General features: G+C 46.4%; 9 protein-coding genes. 7 read left to right on the forward strand and 2 right to left on the reverse strand.

Going from position 1 to position 21,403, the window contains the following annotated elements:
- Positions 1 to 147: 147 nt before the first annotated feature.
- Together RIE73_RS14210 and dpdA are read right to left on the reverse strand one after the other, a co-directional pair.
- Positions 148 to 972, reverse strand: coding sequence for a hypothetical protein (locus tag RIE73_RS14210; RefSeq protein ID WP_446401791.1), 825 nt, complete (start codon positions 970 to 972; stop codon positions 148 to 150).
- 85 nt (positions 973 to 1,057) lie between these two features.
- Positions 1,058 to 3,109, reverse strand: a complete 2,052-nt coding sequence (gene dpdA, locus RIE73_RS14215; RefSeq protein ID WP_446401792.1) for a tRNA-guanine transglycosylase DpdA — start codon at positions 3,107 to 3,109, stop codon at positions 1,058 to 1,060.
- Positions 3,110 to 3,439: 330 nt separating this feature from the next.
- Between dpdA and RIE73_RS14220 the strand changes: the two genes are divergently transcribed.
- The 7 genes from RIE73_RS14220 to RIE73_RS14250 all read left to right on the forward strand — a co-directional run bounded on the left by RIE73_RS14220 (position 3,440) and on the right by RIE73_RS14250 (position 21,127).
- On the forward strand, positions 3,440 to 5,542 hold the full coding sequence (locus tag RIE73_RS14220; protein WP_446401799.1) for an amylo-alpha-1,6-glucosidase: 2,103 nt from the start codon (positions 3,440 to 3,442) through the stop codon (positions 5,540 to 5,542).
- 237 nt (positions 5,543 to 5,779) lie between these two features.
- Positions 5,780 to 6,682, forward strand: a complete 903-nt coding sequence (locus RIE73_RS14225; protein WP_446401793.1) for a cytosolic protein — start codon at positions 5,780 to 5,782, stop codon at positions 6,680 to 6,682.
- 301 nt (positions 6,683 to 6,983) lie between these two features.
- On the forward strand, positions 6,984 to 8,000 hold the full coding sequence (locus RIE73_RS14230) for a 2-hydroxyacid dehydrogenase (protein WP_446401794.1): 1,017 nt from the start codon (positions 6,984 to 6,986) through the stop codon (positions 7,998 to 8,000).
- 976 nt (positions 8,001 to 8,976) lie between these two features.
- Complete coding sequence (locus RIE73_RS14235) at positions 8,977 to 9,843, forward strand: hypothetical protein (RefSeq protein ID WP_446401795.1); 867 nt, start codon at positions 8,977 to 8,979, stop codon at positions 9,841 to 9,843.
- A complete protein-coding gene (locus RIE73_RS14240) occupies positions 9,843 to 14,045 on the forward strand; it encodes a hypothetical protein (RefSeq protein ID WP_446401796.1) in 4,203 nt (1,400 codons plus the stop codon). The genes RIE73_RS14235 and RIE73_RS14240 overlap by 1 nt, the downstream gene beginning before the upstream one ends.
- Before the next feature lie 180 nt (positions 14,046 to 14,225).
- Positions 14,226 to 16,325: an OmpA family protein gene (locus RIE73_RS14245; protein WP_446401797.1), complete on the forward strand. Its 2,100-nt coding sequence runs from the start codon at positions 14,226 to 14,228 to the stop codon at positions 16,323 to 16,325.
- 197 nt (positions 16,326 to 16,522) lie between these two features.
- Positions 16,523 to 21,127 carry an isopeptide-forming domain-containing fimbrial protein gene (locus RIE73_RS14250; protein ID WP_446401798.1) on the forward strand — a complete coding sequence of 1,535 codons (4,605 nt, stop codon included), beginning with the start codon at positions 16,523 to 16,525 and terminating at the stop codon, positions 21,125 to 21,127.
- Positions 21,128 to 21,403: the final 276 nt, after the last annotated feature.

A 21,403-nucleotide genomic window follows, 5' to 3' on the forward strand; every position in this document is an offset into this window, starting at 1 on the left:
TCCTCATTAAAAGTGAGATCGCTAAAGTCAGAGAGCAAAACCCTGAAGAAACTGGTGAACTGAAAGTTGTGAAAGTTGGAGGACTTTTGTCACCCGATCAAGTGATTTCCTTGGAACCAACAGAAATATGAAATTTTAGGTCAAAGCTCACCCTAAACTCTCCTGTAAAGCATTCCGATGCCCAAATCGTTGCTGGTCATAACGAGCATCCCACCAAAGCCAATTGGTAGAATCAGCCCAAACATTATGCTTCCTCAAGACTTCCAGACGAGTTAATGCCAGACCTCCCAAAACAAATTCGGGTCGGCTCCAGGCTAGTAATTCATCCAATTCCTGAGGGGATAAACCAAACTTTAGACCAGTTGGCATGGTAGTATCAGCTTTCAGTAAACCTCCCAAAGCAATGTACTGATAACCAATATTTCGGTAAGCACTGATCAGAGAAGCAAGAAAACTTCTGGGTGAATCGTAATGGGGTGGAACAGAGTCCAACTGAGGTACTGGCTGTTGACGCCAATTGTAGAGTACCGCTCCGACCTGAACAACCCCAATCAAAGCATAAGCTCTGGGCTGACGCCAGTATTCTTCCCAACTGAGTCGGGCGAGATACAAAGACAGTAGTGGCTCTCCAATAATATCAGGAGCAAAAACGTAATCTGGACTGAAATTGTCGCAGCGAGCTAAATAATTTTTTATTGTCTGGCGCAACTGTAGCTCATCTGCCAAGCGTAATTCACGCACCCATCGATTATGGATAAACTCAGAATGAAGTTGACAGTACCATGGATTACCCTGATTTTCAAAAACACTGCTGTCAATGAAAAAGGGTTTATTCAGTTCACGAATCCTCATCAGGAGTTTATTGTAGCAGGAGACAGGAGCAAGTATGCCAAAGTCTCCTTCTACATTTTCTAATTTCTTCAATAGACCCGACCAGTCTAAAGAGAAAACGGGTAAAAATTTTCTGGTCACCTTTTATTTCTCGCCAATGAATGATTTATCGGTTACCAACATTCATTCTAGCAATTTTATTCAAAAAACTATAAGATTCAATTGATTATTTAAATAACTCATTAAACCTTTTATAGAAAACAAATGTATTATGAAATCCTCGTCTACGATTGCGATCGTTTCCTCGAAAAATAACAACGTCAATGCCAAGGTCTTGGCAGATTTGACAATCGCATGATTTCCAAGGCTTATCTGTTAAAAGTTCCCTGTACATCTTTTCATGTTTGCTCAAGCGTCTAGCTTTAGCGTCAGGGTTTACCTGACCGTCACGGGGCAATTCTAACAACTCGTCATAAGCTAACAGTATGTCTAGAGTTTCCTCTAAAGTCAGCTTTTCTGCATCAAATTCCCGTATAGCTTTGAGTGAGTTTTCTTCAAGCCGCTTCAGAGTTTCGCGATCAGATATCCCAGCTTCTAGCACACGCTTGACTCGCAAGCCTGAGCGTTCTACTGGGGGAATACGGACAGCCGCATATTGTTTGCCAGAGATAGTATGGTAATTGGCGGCTGAATCTAGCCAAGCACTCCGCAAAGCACTGGCTGAATCAAAACTCGTTACACCTAAATGACGGAAAGCTGGAGTCGCATTAATTCGTCCAACGCCAAACAAATGCATCCGCGTGTTTGGAGTTAAGTAGGGGGAAATGGCTTCAAGAGTTTCGATAATTTCGTGGCTGGGTGTTCTGGCAAGTCCTCCTAAAGCAACATAATCATATCCCATACCAATGATGTCCTTAACAGCTTTAGAGTATGAGTCTGGATTCCACCCTTGAGCTACACCAATAGGCGTAAAATGATAGTTTCCAGCTCTATGCTTCCGAATAAACTCCTCAGCATTCTTGAGGGTCAAATTATAGCGCTTTTCTTTCACACCCGATTGAGCAAATGGTCCCACAATCAGGTGGTCAATGCTGACTCCATAATTGAAACCCAGTTGCTCATAGTAGTCCAGGATTTCGTCAGTCGTGTAAGGAGGTTCCGACTCTTTAATATAGCCAAATGCGCCACAGTCGCCCATTATTTTACCCGAAAAGCGGACAAAATCGTGAATTCCATTTCTTTCTATGTATTCTTTTTTTTTCTTGCTCTTATCCACGACTACTTTTGAGACTAATACTCCGTCATAGTTCGGTAAATTGTAAATCTGATGAGCGTATATATCATCTAAATACGCATCTCGATTAGCTGTAAAAGTATCGGCTTGAAAATTATATCCTGGATCAACTCGGTCATCCCATTCAGGGATAAAATATTGCATTCCTAAATGCCAATTCGGAGCCGGAGGAAGGTCAGGGATAGGAAAAAATTCTGTTTTTTTAGACAGCTTTTTTTTTCTAGTCTTAACTGACTTAACGGAATGACGCATTTTTGGCAATTCCAGAGGCAGTTCTAGTTGAACAGGTTCCCGTTCCATAACCTGCCTAAAGACTTCTGGCTCCTGGTAAACTTGTTGTAAGATCTGGGTCTCCTGGGTGACCCACTGAGCAAACCGCTTGAAGAGAAATCCTTTTAAACCTACTAAACTATAGCGATATCGTTTGGCTTCTATGTTAGACAGAGTAAAAACAAACGTCTTGGCTGTCAACTCTCGGATATATTTGGCACTGGTTTTGGATGCTAAAAATACAAGAGTCTGGGTGGGCGAGGTTTCAACCGGAAGAGAGAGCGATCGCAAATAGTTCTTCCCTAGTAATAAAAATACCAAGTCGTAATCCGCGATCGCACGTTCAAAGGCTTGGCGTATTCCCAAAACAGAAGCCCACTCATCCACCTGATAGCCTTTCATCCGATTGAAGGTGACTTGGTATGGCACGATAGTTCTATCTTCAGGGATTAATCCATAACCCGCAGAAAGAATCACCACATCTACTGCTTCCCGCCCCAGAGACTGGCGCAGTAACTCTACTCCCTCCATTGCTCTGAGGTGCTGTTGCCCTGTGTACATCTGATTCGCAGGACAAGCGAATTTGGCTAACTCCGCCTCTCGTTGCTGGAGTCGGGTATTATCCTTAAAATCCTCTAATGTCAATTGATTTTCAGATTTTAATCGCTTTTGTCCAGTACAAGAGGTAACAACTAAGACACGGGGCTGGCACATTGAATTTCTTGATCATACAGATATCGAGCATACTCCCAAAACCCCCGAATCAGCCAGTACCATTTCGCGATCGCTCATTGACAGCAGGAGCCGTAACCCAACTAGCAAAGATGATGGGATTGCCTATTGGCTCAGTTCTATCGTTCTTTACGTCAAATTAGGGTGAAACCTTAATTTTTTCTTGGGTAAATTGATATAAAACGATTATTCGCTAAACTATACTACTTCCAGTAACAGTATTGGGTTTTTGAGCTTGAGAAGCCGTGTACAAGCAATACCAAAGGTTCTGCGACAACTGGTTAGGTGTTCTGTTGGGAGAAATACGTTGTGGTGCATTATTTAGATCGACGGGAATGGCTGCTCACGAATGGATTAGGCAGTTTTGCCAGTGGTACGGTATGTGATGCTCGCACTCGCACGTATCACGGCTGGTTGATTGCTGCGCTGAATCCGCCCCGACAACGGACATTGTTACTCTCTCATCTGGATACCAGTCTGGAGATATCTGGCAAGATTTGGGCGCTTTCGACAAATTTCTGGAATGGGGGTAAGACGATTGATCCGGTAGGCTATCAATTTTTGCGTTCTTTTGACACTGATCCTGTTCCTGAGTGGGTTTGGGGATACCAGCAATGGCAATTGACACGTCAACTGGTTATGCCTTATGGGTTAGTTGAGGATGAGGAAGCCTCTAGGGAAACACGGGAATTTTGTCATCGGATTCTGATTCAGTATCGCTATCAAGGCAGTGAAGTGGCAACATTAAGGTTACGACCCTTGATTGCCGATCGCAACTTTCATCACCAGCAATTCGATGAAGACAATTTACAATTCTCTCAATTAGTTGGACATCAATGCCTTTACCTGCAAGCCATGCGCCCGGATCAAATAGGTACGCCTTGGCAGTTGGGGTGGAGTGTAGGGGAGTATCAACCGGATGAATTGTGGTATTGGAATTACTACTATCCTGAAGAAAACCAGCGCGGGTTAGGCGATCGCGAAGATCTCTATAGTCCTGGCTATCTTACTATTTCTCTGGAACCGGGCGCAACAGTTACCTTGGAAGCGCGGGTAGGATGTCCTCAAGATACAGCAGCACTCCAGTTAAATGCTCAAGTGTTTGAGGCGGCGGTGCAAGGGGAAAAAGAGCGACAAGATCAGTTAGTGGCTATAGCAGCAGGGGGTGTAGGGGCGGGTTTGACAGATAACTTATGGCGCCAAACCGATAACTTAACTAAACCCGCCCTTCTAGGGGAAGCTGGGGAAGGTGAGTGGGAGACGACTTGGCGTCAGTTACTCAAAGCTGGCGATCAATTTATTGCGTGGTGCGCTTCCATTAATAGTCCGACGGTGATTGCTGGTTATCCTTGGTTTAATGATTGGGGACGAGATACGCTGATTGCTTTGCCCGGATTAGCATTGGCGACAGGACGTTTTACCTTAGCCAAGGGACTACTTAAAACCTTTAGCAATTATTGTCGCGATGGTTTAATTCCCAATACCTTTCCCGATGCAGAGAGTGACCCGATTTATAACAGTATTGATGCCTCTCTATGGTGGCTGGAAACCCTGGGACTGTATTTGGAAATTACTCAAGATTGGGATTTTTTAATTCAGCAATATCCAACCGTCCGCAAAATCTATAAAGCTTATACCGCAGGCACTCGTTACAATATTCAAGTTGACGCCGTAGATGGACTGCTAACTTGGGACGCGCCGGATGTGGCGATTACCTGGATGGATGTGGTGTTGGATGGTCAACCGATTTCACCGCGTCTGGGAAAAGTGATTGAAATTAATGCGCTTTGGTATTCAGCGTTGTGTTGGATCGGCAAATGGACTGAAAAAATGGCAACGGGGGCGATTCAGGATCGGGTGCGTTTGTTACACCATACTCAACATTATATTCAGCAAGCGCAACAAGTAAAAACGTCATTGCATCGGTTTTGGAATCCAGAGCGAAAATACTTTTATGACACCATAGAACCCGATGATTACCGTAATCCTCAAATTCGCCCGAATGCGGTAGTGGCGCTGTCTCTGTATCATTGTGGTTTTGCGGAAAATCAAGCGCGACAGGCTTTGCAAGTGGCACGCGATCGCTTGTTAACTCCCTACGGTTTGCGAAGCCTTGATCCGGCTGACCCTGAATACATTGGTTACTATAATGGCGATCGCTGGCATCGGGATAGTGCTTATCACCAAGGAACAGTTTGGAGTTGGCTGATTGGACCCTTTTGTCGGGCGTGGAAACGTTTCTACCCCACAGAACCGCTTCCCTTTGACTGGAAACCTTTGCTAGATCACCTTCAGCATCAAGCCTGTATTGGGTCTATTTCCGAGATTTTCGATGGAGACGAACCCCATCTCCCCCAAGGCGCGATCGCTCAAGCTTGGTCTGTGGCAGAATTAATTCGTTGCTTTAGGAAATAGGGAAATAGGTGGTAAGGGAAATAGGTGGTAAAAATTAATGTTAATGGCGAGGATCGTCATTTGTCATTTGCCATTTGTCATTCGTCATTTGTCATTCGTCATTTGTCATTTGTCATTCGTCATTTGTCATTCGTCATTCGTCGTTTGTAGGGGCGGGTTTAGGGACTTCATTCACTTTGTTCCCATTAACTGAACAACAAAACCCGCCCTAACCCCACCATTGACTTTGCTGAACGGATGTTCGTTTACCATTACCGCATTTTTGACCGTTATAAGCGAAACGTTGCCAGTTTAGCGATCTTGGGAGATGAACGATCGACCTGGAGACCTAATCAGTATGGGTATCAGCTATGGTCAAGTGAGATTCAGTTTAACTTTCCCGTGGTGAAGTTGCTAGACTATTCCCAGAGGTGGTCAATCCTAGAGACTTCCCGCAATCCCTTTGCTACTGTTGTCATGGCTCATTTACAAGCCCAAGAAACCAGAAATAATAGAATTCAGCGTAAATCATTAAAACTGGCTCTAATTCGGGGATTGTACGAACGGGGCTATGAGCGAGAAGATATAATCAACTTATTCCATTTTATAGACTGGGTAATGAGCTTACCTCAAGAGTTAGACAATGAGTTTTGGACAGAATTAGGTCAGTACGAGGAGGAAAGGAGAATGCCTTATATTACCAGTGTGGAAAGGATTGGAATTCAAAAGGGTCGTCAAGAGGGTCGTCAAGAAGGTCGTCAAGAAGGTCGCCAAGAGGGTCGTCAAGAGGGAATCAGAGAAGGGCTATTGGCAGGAATTGAATTGGGCTTAGGCTTGAAATTTGGCAGAGAAGGGTTAAATCTATTACCGGAAATTTTGCCCATTCAGAATGTAGAAAACTTAAGGGCAATTCTTACAGGAATAAAAACGGTAAGTACGCTAGATGAACTGCGTCAGTTGTGGCATAAGACGGAGGGAATACGGCAAGGGCTATTAGAAGGTATAGAAATATGTTTAAGATTGAAGTTTGGCAGTGAACCGTTAGACATTTTAGCCGAAATCTCGGAAATTCAGGATGTGGAACAGTTACGAGCAATTCTCGCCGCGCTACCAGCCGTAAACACAATTGAGGAACTGCGTCAAGTTTATCAACCTAAGTAAAATGGTACTGGTGTCAGGCTGGTGGGCAATGCCCACCCTACTAGCTTGGCAAGGTTAAAACAGTGGTCAAGTATTTCCTGAAACCCTTATGAGAGTAACGATCCAGAAAAATTTTACCCACAACTTTAAGCTTGCCAGCCTACTACGGCATATCAATGCACAATAAACGTTAATGGTGGATATCGTTACCCCCCTGTCACCGATATTTTAACCTCACAATAGTTTTTAATTATACTATAATATAGATTTGCAGTCAGTTATTTGCTGTTTGTTTTTACTTTATATAAAACAATAAACAACCATGAAAGTCGCTGTTTTCAATACCAAATCCTACGACCGGAATTTTCTGGAAACTGCTAACGCTAGTTACAATCATAACCTCGTTTTTTTTGAACCCCGTCTGACCCAGGAAACCACAGCCTTAGCCGTCGGGTTTCCGGCGGTGTGCGTGTTTATTAATGATCAACTTGATAAAACAACCTTGCAAGTGCTGGCGGCACAGGGGACGAAGCTGATTGCCACACGTTCTGCGGGGTTCAACCATATCGATTTAAATGCGGCGGCTGAGTTCGGCATAACCGTGGTGAGAGTTCCAGCCTATTCACCTTATGCTGTCGCTGAACATACCGTAGGACTCATTTTAACCCTTAACCGTAAAATCCATCGCGCTTATAACCGGGTGCGAGAAGGAAATTTTTCCCTGGATGGATTTATGGGATTTGATTTACATGGACGAACGGTAGGGATTGTCGGTACGGGTAAAATTGGATTCCTGGTTGCCCAGATTTTGCATGGATTTGGGTGTAAATTACTGGCGTATGATTTGTATCCGAATCCTGATTGTGAAGCATTAGGGATCAAGTATGTCGATTTCAAAGAACTCTTCGCTACGTCAGACATTATCTCCTTGCATTGTCCCTTAACCCCTCAAACCCGTCACCTGATCAATGCTCAAGCCTTGGCACAAATGAAATCAGGCGTGATGCTGATTAACACCAGTCGCGGCGCACTTATTGATACGCGAGCTGTTATTGATGCGCTCAAGTCTCGAAAAATTGGCTATCTAGGTTTAGATGTTTACGAACAAGAATCTAATTTGTTCTTTGAAGATTTGTCTACCGAAGTCATTGAAGATGATGTTTTTCAACGACTATTAACCTTTCCTAACGTTTTGATTACAGGTCATCAAGCCTTTTTTACTGAAGATGCTTTGCAAAATATTGCTCAGACAACATTATCTAACATTAGCGATGTCGAGTCGGGTCGCCCTTGTGCCAATGAGGTGAGCGCCCAGCGTGTTGTTGCCACTAAGTCTTGATAATAGATTGGTGGAAATAAACTTAACTAGATTAAGTTATGTAAACAAGTCTCAAACCCTGACTGTTCCCTGTTCCCTGTTCCCTGTTCCCTAATCTCCACCGTTAACTTTAATTGTGTCCACCTACTTAACATATTTCGATTTTACGGCTATACACCCAAAGATAGAGGATGACAGCAATTTCTCATGGCTACTGTTATTACGCAGTGTTAGAAAGTGCTAGATGCGCTCACAACTTGACTTGCTCCTGTTCCTTGTTCCTGGTTCAGTGACCGCTCAAAAGTTTATCAAAACTTTATGAAGTAAATTTTTTGACAAAATGACTTGTCAGGTCAGATGTCATAGGTTAGGATAGCTTATTCGGGCAGTTTACCCCGGTCACAAAAAATTGCCAGACTTCAAGCTCTGGCAGGGTTGTGACATGGGTTATAACTCATTCATGGCTTTACTCTATCAGTAGAGTAATGGTTTATAATCGTGAGTATCAGAGCATCTACACGACCTCTTGTCAGGTCATTGGTCATAGGCTACTATAATGAACTGCGAGAGCCTAAATTAACGGGTCTTAGCTATCAATCCATTGGAGCAGGGTTAACCTGCTAGATGCTTTTTAGCGTTTAGAGGTTGAGTCAAAATCGATAACTTAATTGCTCCAACTGACTATTGATATTAACGCTAGAGTTCATTCATGCACATCAGTGAATATACTGAAACTCACAAATTCAACCAATTAAAGGGGAGCGACATAAAAAGGGATAAACACATTTTACGCTAATATACAGTGTCTTAAGCTCTTAGTTTCTTGTAAAAATCCCAAAAACAGTCAATCCAACTCACGGTCAATAGCAACGTTTGTCAGTCAATTGATGGACAAACGGGTTTCCTTACTGTTGAACAATTCAATTCCCTTTTGGGGTGCTACCTTCTGATGAAATCTTTAACGGCAACGTTAGGGAGCTATGATCGGCTCCTAACTATGCTTATTGCTGCATTATTCTTCACTGGAACTTCATCGGCTACTGCCCAAGAAATTAAAAATCAAGCGTCGGCATCCGGTGATAATTTGCCTACAGGTATTGTTAACTCTAACGAAACCTCCCTAGTGGCAGGTCAAGCGGCTCTAGAGCTGATTAAAACAGCCGATCGCGCGGCTGCAGAACCGGGAGATACGGTGGTGTACCGCCTCGCCCTGAGAAACACCGGAGAAGCCCCTGCAAGTGACATTGTGGTGACGGATCGATCGCCTTTGGGTGTGCGATTTTTGCCGGAGTCGTTGCAAGGTTCGATTACCACAGGCACTAATACAGAACCCGTAACATTACCCTCAGCAGAGCGGGATGGGCGCAATGTCGCGTTTACGTTTCCCCGCTTAGAACCCAATCAAACCCTCAATATTATCTATGCGGCGGTGATCACACCCGATGCGGTTCGGGGCGATGGTCGAAATGTTGCCCAGGAACGGCGCAGCAATATCGCCAGCTTTTTGATGCGGATTCGACCGGGAATTTTATCCGATTGCGGCACCATCGTGGGGCGAGTGTTCGTGGATAAGAACTTTGATGGCGAACAGCAACCGGGAGAACCGGGCGTCCCAAATGCCGTGATTTATATGGATGATGGTAACCGGATTACCACGGATACCGATGGTTTGTTTTCATTAGCCAACGTTATCGCCGGAAATCGCAGTGGGACGCTGGATTTGAGCAGTTTGCCCGGATACAGCCTCGCTCCCAATCTCTATTTCATCGAAGGGAATAGTCAATCTCGCTTGGTGCGACTTGCACCTGGAGGAATGGCGCGGATGAACTTTGCGGTGACACCGGCTTATGGGGAGGAGCAGTGATGAATAATACTCAGTATCAGAACAGTTGGGATGACTCGAGTCAAGCCAAACTACTGAGATTCACGCTTTATTTTTCGTTACTCAAAAGTATCGAGTATTACAGTGTTCCCGGTAAACGATGGTTGTCTTCGATGTCTTTAGGATTGCTGGTGATTCTGGTGGGGATTATTGGCATCATTCCGGTGGCGAAAGCCGATGAGGTATCGCCAGAATCAGAAACCGAGGATTGGCAACTGGGGAAGGCAGAGGGCAGAGGGCAGAAGGCAGAAGGCAGTGATATCGATGTTTTCAGCACCTCGAACTTACCTGATTCCCAGCACGAGTTAGCCATTCCCAGTGATGGGGTTCAGGAAGAATCCCAGTTGAGTGAAACACAAACGATAGAGCCTTCTCCCTCTAATCTTGTAGCGTCTGAATCGGACAACTTCGCCAATACCCTGTCCGAAAGTATTGCCCAATCTCAGAGTAGTGAAAACTTGGGCGATATTGAACCCGCCCGGATGGAGTCGCCTTTAGCGCCTTTACCCAAGGTGATTCGGGATGAGGGAGATGAGGTACAGAGGAACCAATCCAACCAATCTGTAGGGGCGGGTTTCACTGATAACCTATCCCAGGAAACCGATAACTTGACTAAACCCGCCCTGCGCCATGATGTGTCTGGAAACAGAGGAGTAGAGGAAACGGGGGAAGCAGAAACCGCCGAGTCGGAACTTGAAGCCTTCCAAGATGAATTCAGCCGCACGGCTCAACAAACCATTAATAATGGGCTGCAATTGGCTCCCGGTGAGATTCGCATTCTCAGTCCAGAACCCGGTACAATTGGCGATCGCACAACGGACTTGATGATTCAGTATCACGCCGATAGTCAGGTTCAGGTGACGATTAATCAACAACCTGTTTCTGCTCAAACCCGGACGACAATAGAACGGGATGAGACGCAAGCCATTGTTACCCAAATCTGGTATGGCGTCCCGCTCAAAAAAGGTGACAATACCATTACTGTTGCCCCAGATAACGGCACACCCGTTAGTCTAGAGCTTACCGTTGACCCTATAGCCGACCAAACCGACGTTCAAATTAGCCTCACCCCTGTCGGTGATCCCCGTGTCCCTGCTGATGCTCGCTCAACGATTACGATTGAAGGGAGTATCACCAGAGAAACCGGGGAACTGATTGAAGAAGATGCAGTTGTCACCCTCACCGCAGAAGCTGGGAAATTTGTCGGCGCTGACTATGACGATGATCAACTCGGCTTTCAAGTTCTGGCGAAAAAAGGGCAATTTAGCGCCCGACTGCAATCCGGGTTAGACGCTCAAAAAGTGCGGATTCGGGCGGCGATTGAACGACTCGGTGTTCCCGACATCGAACAAATCACCCTAGAAGAGAGTACGCTGAGCGCCGCGATTCCCACCTTTTCCGAACCCATCCAAGCCTATACCCAAATCGAATTCGTCACCCACCTGCGCCCTTCCTTAGTCTCTGGGGTGATTAATTTGCGGATTGGGGAAGCGGGAACCAACTTTTGGGAAAGTCGCCGTGAGTTTCTCAATCCCGATTTGATTGATGATGGTCTAGAAGCTGACCTAGACAGTGCTATTTTTGCCACAGGTCGAATTGGGGAATGGTTATTCACGGGGGCATATAATAGCGATCGCCCGTTGAATGAAACCTGTGATGGGATTACCCGCCTATTTCGCGGACCCCAGTTCTGTGAAAACCAATACCCTGTGTATGGGGATAGTTCCACAGTAGATTACATTACTCCATCCAAAGACAGCGTATATCTGCGCTTTGAGCGTTCCTCTCTGGTTCCTGGTGCAGAACCCGACTATGCGATGTGGGGGGATTATAATACCACCGAATTTACCCGTGCTTCCCAGGAATTTACGGCTACAGCCAGGGCATTACACGGATTTAAAGGGAACTATAACCTGGGGAATCTGCAAGTTACTGCCCTATTTAGCCCCGATGTGGAAGGATTTCAACGGGATACCATTCTTCCCGATGGCACCAGTGGCTACTACTTCCTTTCTCGTCGCTTGCTGATTCCGGGAAGTGAAAATGTTTACATTGAAACCGAAGAACTGAATCGCCCCGGTACCGTCATCGAACGCAAAGCCCTCTATCGCGGTCCCGATTACGAAATTGATTATGACCGAGGCTCACTCCTGTTTCGGCGTCCGATGCGAGCCACAGAATTTGACCCTTTTGGTAATACCTTAGTCCGGCGAATTGTGGTGACTTATCAGTTTGAAGCGGATGACGACACTAATATCTATGGGGGACGGTTGCAATATAACTTCTCCCAAGACTTTCAACAAGAACGTTGGGTAGGAACCACCTATCTGCGGGAAAACCAAGGGTTACAAAACTTTGAACTCTATGGCGCGGACTTCTTAGTTTCCTTGGGGACGCAAGGACGGATTGTTGGCGAATATGGTCATTCCACGAATGAGTCTCCCTTCAGGGGATTGGTGACGGGAAATGCCTATCGGTTGGAAGCCATCAGTGCCTTTTCAGATAGGATTCAAGGGCGGGCATATTACCGTTCCGTAGAAGAAGGGTTTGCCAATAACGCCACCACCAGTTTTACTCCCGGTCAAACTCGCTATGGCGCAAACGTAGCGGCACAATTGAGTGAAAATACTAATGTGCGAGTGAGTTTTGATCACGAAGATAACTTTGGTACCGCAGCGCGAGACCGCGATGTTGTCGAGTTTTTTGACCCCTTTAATGAGGATAATATCTTTAATCGGGCGAGTGAAGCTTTACCCGGTAGTCGGGTGGATAATAGTTTGACCACATTCCGGGCGGGGGTACAACAACAAATTGGCACATCTGACCTGAGTTTAGACTATGTCAACCGTTCACGGGAAGACAATTTGGGTGATACCTTTGATACGAATACCAGTCAATTGGTGTCTCGCCTGAATGTTCCCCTGAACGAGGTTTTCACCTTCCGGGCGCAAAACGAATTGAACCTGGATGATAGTGACCCCCTCTATCCCACCCGGACTACTCTGGGTTTAGATTGGGCGGTGGAACCGGGAGTAACGCTGCGACTGGCGCATCAGTTTTTCGATGGCGGACTCTTAGACGATAATTCGATTACCAGTCTGGAAACGATTACCCAATATCAGTTAGGTGAAAATACATCTATTTCCTCCCGATATTCGGTTATCGGTGGGATGAATGGCATGACTGGACAAGCGGCATTGGGACTGAAACACGGTATATTGCTAGCGCCGGGACTGCGGGTTAACTTGGGTTATGAACGCATCGCTGATGATATCTTTGAGTCTACAGCCGCAGGCGATCGCTTTTCTCAACCCTATGCTGTGGGTCAAAGTGCGGCGTCGTTGGGACTCACGGAACGGGATTCCTTTAGTGTTGGTGTGGAGTATACCGCCAATCCTGACTTTAAAGCCTCGGCGCGGTTGGAACATCGGGATAGTTCGGCTGGCGATAACACAGTAATTTCGGCGGCGGCGCTGGGTAAAGTTTCCCCCTCGTTAACCGCTTTGTTCCGTTACCAACAAGCGAGTGCAGCCAGTCAACTTTTAGAAGACTTAGATGATACATTGTCGGTCAAGTTGGGATTAGCCTACCGCAATCCATTTGATGACCGTTTTAATGCCTTAATGCGATATGAATATCGCAAAAATCCGTCTACAATTCCTGATACCTTACTCTTTGGCAGTGGTACGGGTTCTAATGATCACGTCTTTTCCGGTGAAGGGATTTATGCACCCAATTGGCGCTGGGAATTTTATGGGAAATTTGCCCTGCGTCGTAGTACCACTGATTTAGCTGACAATTTCAGCAATAGTAGCACTATTTATTTGGGACAATTACGCACAACTTATCGATTGGGATACCGGATGGATTTAGCGGTAGAAGGGCGCTGGATTGGTCAACCGTCTGTTGATTTTGATGAATGGGGTTGGGCGCTGGAAACGGGGTACTATATCACCCCGGATTTGCGAGTTGGGGTGGGCTATAGCTTCGGTAGTGTCGATGACCGAGATTTTACCGGGTATCGTTCCGAAGGGGGTCCTTATTTAAATGTCACCTTTAAGGTGAATGAACTCTTTGGCGGATTTGGACGGCAAAAAGTCGCCCCGCCACCGCAGCAAGAGGAATCTCAAGTACAGCCCGTGGCGGATAATGAACCAGCGGCAAATCCCACGAGTGAGGAGTGAGAAATAGTGTTCAATAACTGTGTTCGTGTTCGTAGTCGGCACTTTAGTGCCAGAAATGCTAAAGTGTTGACTCCAAACTTTAACGCCAGAAGCGCTAAAGCGCTTACTACAAACGCTAAAGCGCTTACTACAAACGTTAAAGCGCCTACTACAAACCCCCTGTTCGTAGTCGGCACTTTAGTGCCAGAAGCGCTAAAGCGCTTACTACAAACTTTGACGTTAGCCAGTGTCTTAACATTGCCAACGTTAGCCACAGCCCAATCCCCAAATTTACGGGTTATTGTTAATAGCACTCAGGATAGTATCACGCCCGATGAATTTCTCACCTTACGGGAAGCGATTGAACTAACAAATGGTCAATTGACAGTTAATCAATTAAGTGATAATGAAAGAACGTTGGTTAGTTCCAGTGCTGAACAATCCTCCCGAATTGAGTTTAATTTACCCCCCCAAGACACCACAATTTATCTGACTGAATTATTGCCCCCGTTGGCAAGTCCAGGACTCGTGGTGGATGGCACAACCCAACCGGGGTATGATCCGACAACCTCACCCACGGCGGAAATTGCCATTCCTCAACCCATTGTCACCATTACTCCGACACCCGGTCAATCCATTCTGCGGGGATTAACCATTGTGGCAGATGGGGTCACGGTGCGAGGCTTGAGTATTTATGGGTTTAAAGCCGTAAACGAGACAACTTTAGCCACTCCTCCGGCTGATATATTTATTGCCCATCCCTCACCGCCGCCGGATATTAGTCAACAAGAACCACCTAATTATCGGTTTCCCTTTTATCCGGAAAATGTTCCGCCTCAAGATGTGAATCTTGAGTTCAATTGGTTGGGAATTCCGCCAGATGGGGAAATGCCAGAAAATAGGTCAGCATTTGGCGTATATGTGTTTAATAGTTTAGGCACAAGGGTTTACCGCAATCGAATTACTGACCATGATGGCAGTGCGATTATTACCTCCGTGCAAGCCAATAATTTACAGGTGAGCGAAAATATTATTGTCGGGAATGGCATAGATGGAATGCCGGATGCGATTCGCTTGGAAGGGATAATTAATGATTCAGAAATTACCGGAAATTTAATTTGTGGCAATGATGGCAGTGGCGTGTATTTATTTAAACCGGAAGGGGCGGTACAAATTCGCGAAAACCAGATTATTTTTAATGGCAGACGCCTGCGACGGGCGGCGGTGTATTTGATGGGAAATAATCACCAAGTTAGGGAAAATCAAATCGCTTATCAACCGGGACCGGGTGTGGTGGTGACGGCGTATCCAGATAGCGATCGCAATATTATCGAAACCAATCGGTTTGCCGGATTAGAAGGGTTAAGTATTGACCTGAACACCCAGCAACACGTAGAACCGATTCATTTCCAAATCGGGGATGGTCATAATCCCCCCCGTACCACCAAATATCAACGCCAGACCACAGGGAACAATGGGATAAATGCCCCTCAATTTGTCTCCGATGAGTTGGTTCAGTTGGGGGATGAGATAGAGGTATTTGGTCAAGCGGAACCCGGTTCCACGGTGGAACTCTATCGGGTACGGGAAGCCGCCGAGAGTGTCTATGGTCCGTTGAATGAACCGATTGGCACGACAATAACCGATGCAGAGGGTGAATTTAGGGTTACGCTGACGGGGTTACAGCCAGGGGAGACGATAAGTGCGATCGCGACTGATCCGGAGTACGGCACATCAGAACCTGCCCTGAATGCGGTAGTGAAGTCGTCAGATGGTACAATTCCCGCGAACCCAGAACCCCTACCCCCCGTGATTCCTCAATGTCTCACCCAAACGCCGCCGCCATCTCCACCCCCCCCAGAACCCACTCCACCGGTTCAACAACCCTTGACGCTGCGGGTGCCTCGGAATGTGCATTTTGCCCTAGATCGTTCGGATATCTCGCCAGAGAGTGCGGCGGTATTGGATCAAGTGGCGGCGGTTCTCCAAGAGTATCCCTTCCTCACCGTTGAACTGCAAGGACACACTGACCCCCGCGCCAGTGTCGCCTATAACCAAGCCTTAGCCAGACGTCGGGCGTTATCGGTGCGGAATTATCTATTGCGTCAAGGAATCGATCCGGGACGCATGACGATTCGATCCTTCGGCGAAAGCCAGCGCCGGACAACGGGTAGCGGGGTGGTGGATTACGCACGCGATCGCCGAGTGGAAATTATTTTCCAGGATCTCAGAGGCTTAGAGATTATTTTTGAAGACCAAGAAACGGACTTGCAAATTGAACCAACGGGAGGGGGACGATAATGCGGAGTTTAGATCCATTGCCTAGTTGCTGGTGGCTAATTGTTAGGGCAAGATTTAGCGGTCAAAGTTCCCAACAAGGATATCAATACTGCCGGAAAGAAACTGATAAACCTATGCTTTTCCAGATATACAGCTAATTGAAATTTGCTATGCGTCACAAGAAAAAACCTAGACTTATTCATAAAGATAAATCGCCGTTGTCTGGATTAAGACAACGCTGGATTCGATTTATCGCCTTAGTCATTTATGTGGCTTATTTTGTTACACATTTAACAGCGCCACCGCCAGTTTCAGCCCAAATAGACCCAGGAGCATTCCCCTGCGATCCCACGCTCTATATTAGTCAAGCTGTAGGACCGCAAGATCCCACTGGACTCAACCGACTGATTACGAATGTGAGTCCATTTAGGCTACAGGAAATCGGTGGGGCGACAGCACGGTACAATGCCATGGGTTTTAACGTGCAAGACGGCTTTATCTACGCGATCGGTCCAGATGCGCTCGATGCAAATGGGATGGAAGATCCAGATGATGGGGCTTTTCCGGTTTTCCGAATAGAGCAAAATGGCGCTACTCAGCAAATTGGCTCTATTTCTGTTCCTGACAATAACATTCCACCAGGTACTCGATTTATCGCGGGAGATATCGATGATAGTGGTAATTATTACGTCTACTCTCCCCCAAATGGAGTCTTGGCTAGGCTAACTGTTTCAGCAAATTCGGTAGCATTTAACTCTTCCACAACAGTGAATGGTGCTCCTAACTTTGCCGACATTGCTTTTAATCCAGTAGATGGTAATTTCTATGGTTATGGTAGGAACTCCGTAAGTAATGGCGTCGGTCAGCTTGGATTTTTTTCGCGAGAAGAAAACTTAAATAATCCTCTTGATGTCACATTTTTCGGTGAGGAATTTACTTCACAGGATTCCTTTGGAGCGATATTTTTTGATGCGAGTGGTGCATTATTCGGCTATCAAAATAATGATGGTTCTGGTAATGGTGTCTTATACAGTATTGAGGTTGGTATTAACGGTAGTGGTGGAGATGAATTTGTACAACGCAGCGTAGCTCCAGCCGTTAGTCAAAATGATGGTGCTTCCTGTGCCTATGCTCCAGTTGTCCAGAAAACTGTTTCACCTACAGAGGTGACGGCTGGAGATACAGTGATATATACCTACCGATTTATTAACCGCAGTTCACTCGACATTACACGGGTTACCTTTACTGATCGGCTTCCTTCTGGTACGGCTCCTCCTGACGGACGCACATTCTCAAGAATAACCAACAATGCAGGATTGCAAATTAACGGTGATATTACTGGGTTAGGCACGAATGAATTGACCATTACAGGTATAACTGTCCCTAGAAACTCAGAACCAACACTGGAGATAGAAGTTCAGATACCCCAGACCCTAAATATCGATCTGCCAGGTACATTCCTTAATCAAGCTACCATTGAAGGAATCGTAGGTGAACAACCCCCAGATCGTCCAGGTGTACCAACGACAGCGGTTTCTGATTTTCCAGATTCACCAGAGTTCCCTGACCCAACACCGGTAACGGTCAATCCTAACCCTGTGAATTTAGTTCCCAGCAAGACCGTCGAACCCATCGACAGTAATGGGAATGGTGCGGCTGATCCAGGTGAGGAACTGCTCTACACTATCACCATTGAGAATACGGGTACTGGTACATCAACCAATACCATTCTCACCGAAGACATTCCCGCGAATACCACGTATGTCCCTGGTAGCACCACATTAAATGGCAATCCTATTGCTGATGTAAATGGCACACTACCATTCGTGAGTCCCAATGGGGGTTCTGTTGAAGATGGAGATGGAGATGGAAATATTGATCCAGGAAAAACGGCGACAGTTACATTCCAAGTCACCATCAACGATCCCCTACCAGAAGGCGTCACAGAGATTAACAATACAGCAACGGTGACTAGTGACCAAGTGAGAACACCTGTATCAACGGATAATCCTGATACGCCAGATGATCCCAATGATCCTAATAGTCCAGAAGACCCAACCACGGTTCCCATTGGTGGAGGAACGCCCGCCGTACCACCTGTAATTAATAAGTCAGTGCGTTTCTTCCCAGATCGAGGAGATAATGATGATAGTGGCACGCTGACCATCGGTGATGATATTCAGTATACGATTATCGTCCGCAATCCCAGCAATACTCGCACCATTAATGATGTGGTGGTTAGCGATATTGTGCCGATTCAGGTTCGCATATTGCGAGATACAATTAATATTAATATCGACGCCCCTGATCCTGATAATTTAGGATTTGCCCTAGCGCCAACATTGCCCAATACAAGTTTTGATGGCACCGGTGAACCTGTTACGTTTACCAATGCTGGCACTCTACCTCCAGGTGAGAGGGTGACGATCACCTATAACGCCAGAATTTTACCAGGAGCAGCCAGTCCGATTACTAACCAAGGGTTAGCCAATTATGCGGGTGATGGTGGAAATCCTGTCCGTTCAGATGCTAGTGACTCCACCAATCCTGATGAAGAAGCGTCTGGAGGAAATAATCCTGGAACCCCTGACGCGAACGGTGATGTAAACCAACGGGCGGGGGGTCCGGAAACGCCAACGATTCTGAACTTTGTCTCACCCGTCAATCCAGCCGGAACTAAATCGGTAAGTCTAGCTGAAGATGTCGATGGTAGTGGTTCGGTTAGCACCGGAGATATTCTGGAATACACGATCACTTATACCAACAACGATCCTCAGACAGACATCACCAACTTCCAGGTAACGGACGAAATCGCTGATGGTTTAAGCTTTGTTCCTGGCAGTTTGAACATCGATGTCACCCCTGGGACAACAGTAACCGCTAATCCCAACTATAACGGCACAACCAACACGACCCTAAATCAACCACCTGGCACTCTAGCCAGTGGTGGTGGTCAAGTTGTATTCACCTATCGCACAGAAATCACCGCCGGTCAGGGAACTCAGATTACCAACCAAGCCGTTGCTAACTTTGAAGATAATACAGGCGATCGCTCTGTTCCTACCGATGCCATTCAAAGACCGGGAGATTTACCGCAAACCAATAATAGTGGTGATCCTTCCGATCCGAGTTTTGATGACCCGACGGTGTTGACAGTCGAAGACCCGATGACGCCAACGCGCCCAGTTGCTAATAAATCGGTACGTTTCTTGAGAGACAACGATCAAAGTGGTAATCTCACCATCGGTGATGATATTCAGTACACGATTATCGTTCGTAATCCCAACCCGACTCGGACTCTCAATAGCGTTGTTCTAAGTGAAATTCTTCCGGTTCAGGTGCGAATCTTGCGCGACGGTTCTAACCCAATTAATGTAAATGCTGGGTTTTCCCTTGCCTCAAGCCTACCGATTAGTAGTTTTAACGGCACAGGTAGCCCAATTGAGTTCACCGAACCCGGAACATTACCGCCAACAGGTGAAGTTGTTCTCACCTTCAACGCCCGGATTCTACCAGGGGCGGCTAATCCAATTACCAACCAAGGGCTGGTCAACTTTGAGGGAGATGGTGGGAATCCCGTCCGCACCGACGCCAGTGATACCCGCAATCCGCGACAACCGGGTTCTGGGGATGAGCCGGGAATGGCTGATGATCCTGCTGTAAGCGAAGGGGGTGATGGTAATGTGAACCAACCGAATAATAGTGCTACCGACCCGACAATCCTGAATTTTGTCAGTCCTGTAACTCCGACTGGAAGTAAATCGGTGCGTCTGGTTGTTGATGCTGATGGGAGTGGGTCGGTGACTACGGGTGATACCCTGGAATATACGATCATTTACACCAATCCTGGAGCCAATGCTCCCATCACTAACGTCCTAATCACTGATCAAATCGAAGCTGACAAGGTAAGTTTTGTCGCCGATAGTTATAACTTCCGGAGTGTTGATGGCAGTGGACCTGCTGAGAATACCACAGTACAGGGTAATCCCAGTTTCAACGGCACCACGGATCAAAACCTGAGTGATCCCAATAATCGAGGACAATTAGGAACTGGCGGCGGTCAAGTCATGATCATGTACAGTGTCCGCGTCACGGCTGGGGCTGGCACACAAATTCAAAACCAAGCCACAGCCCAATCAAGCGGCGGTTCAGTGGACTTCTCTCTCACCGATGCCCTTTCGGGTCTAGGAGATGATGGGATGTCAGATTTGCCACAAATCAATGATGATGGAGAAGATCAGGGTAACCTTCCCGGTACTGGCGATGATGACCCCACGATTGTCACCGTTGGCAGTCCTGGCAATCCACGTCTGCGGTTAGTCAAGCGGATTACCACTATCACCCGAAACGGTGTACCAATTAGTGGTATTGACTTCAACAGCTTTAACGATGATCCGGCTGACCCTGATGACGATGCAGCGGGTTGGGCGCAACGTCCGCCTGTGGGCATTATCCAGTTAGGACCGGAAAATACCCTGCAAAGCGGTGATAATGTGGAATACACAATCTACTTCCTCTCCGATGGAGGGACAACCGTTAACGGTGTTCAGGTTTGTGACGCGATTCCCGAAGGCACGACTTTTATCTCGGATAGTGTTTCACCGGGTCAAGGGATTTTGTTGAATCAAGCGGGAATTGATAACCCTCTGACGAATGCCTTAGATGCAGACTTAGGCACATTTTTCGGAGAGTTAGACCCGGTTAATACGTTCTGTCCTAATCCCAATAATCCCAATGGATCGGTGTTAGTGAATGTGGGCAATGTGTCAACAATTAGCCCAGATAATGTTGGCTTTGTCCGCTTCCGCGTCACCATTGATTAGATCAAGGCGGCGGGAGGATGTTAATCTCATCTGGATTAATCTCCTCCCGAAACGGCGCGGCTAAGGCGCTAAAGCGCCTACTACTAACACCAATTCTCTATGATGCTGCACTTAATAAAGACCCCCCTGTAGTCCCTGACAGGTGTAGGTTTTTTACTTGAGGGTGGGGACAAGACAAGGAGGACAAGGAAGGAAAGTAGACAAGGTGGAGAAGAATTGTATAGTTCAAGACGTATTTATGAAAAAAGATTGTCGTGGAAATAAACCATTTAAGGA

It is taken from the genome of Coleofasciculus sp. C1-SOL-03, from assembly GCF_040220555.1.
In the GTDB taxonomy this organism is placed as follows: Bacteria; Cyanobacteriota; Cyanobacteriia; order Cyanobacteriales; family Coleofasciculaceae; genus Coleofasciculus.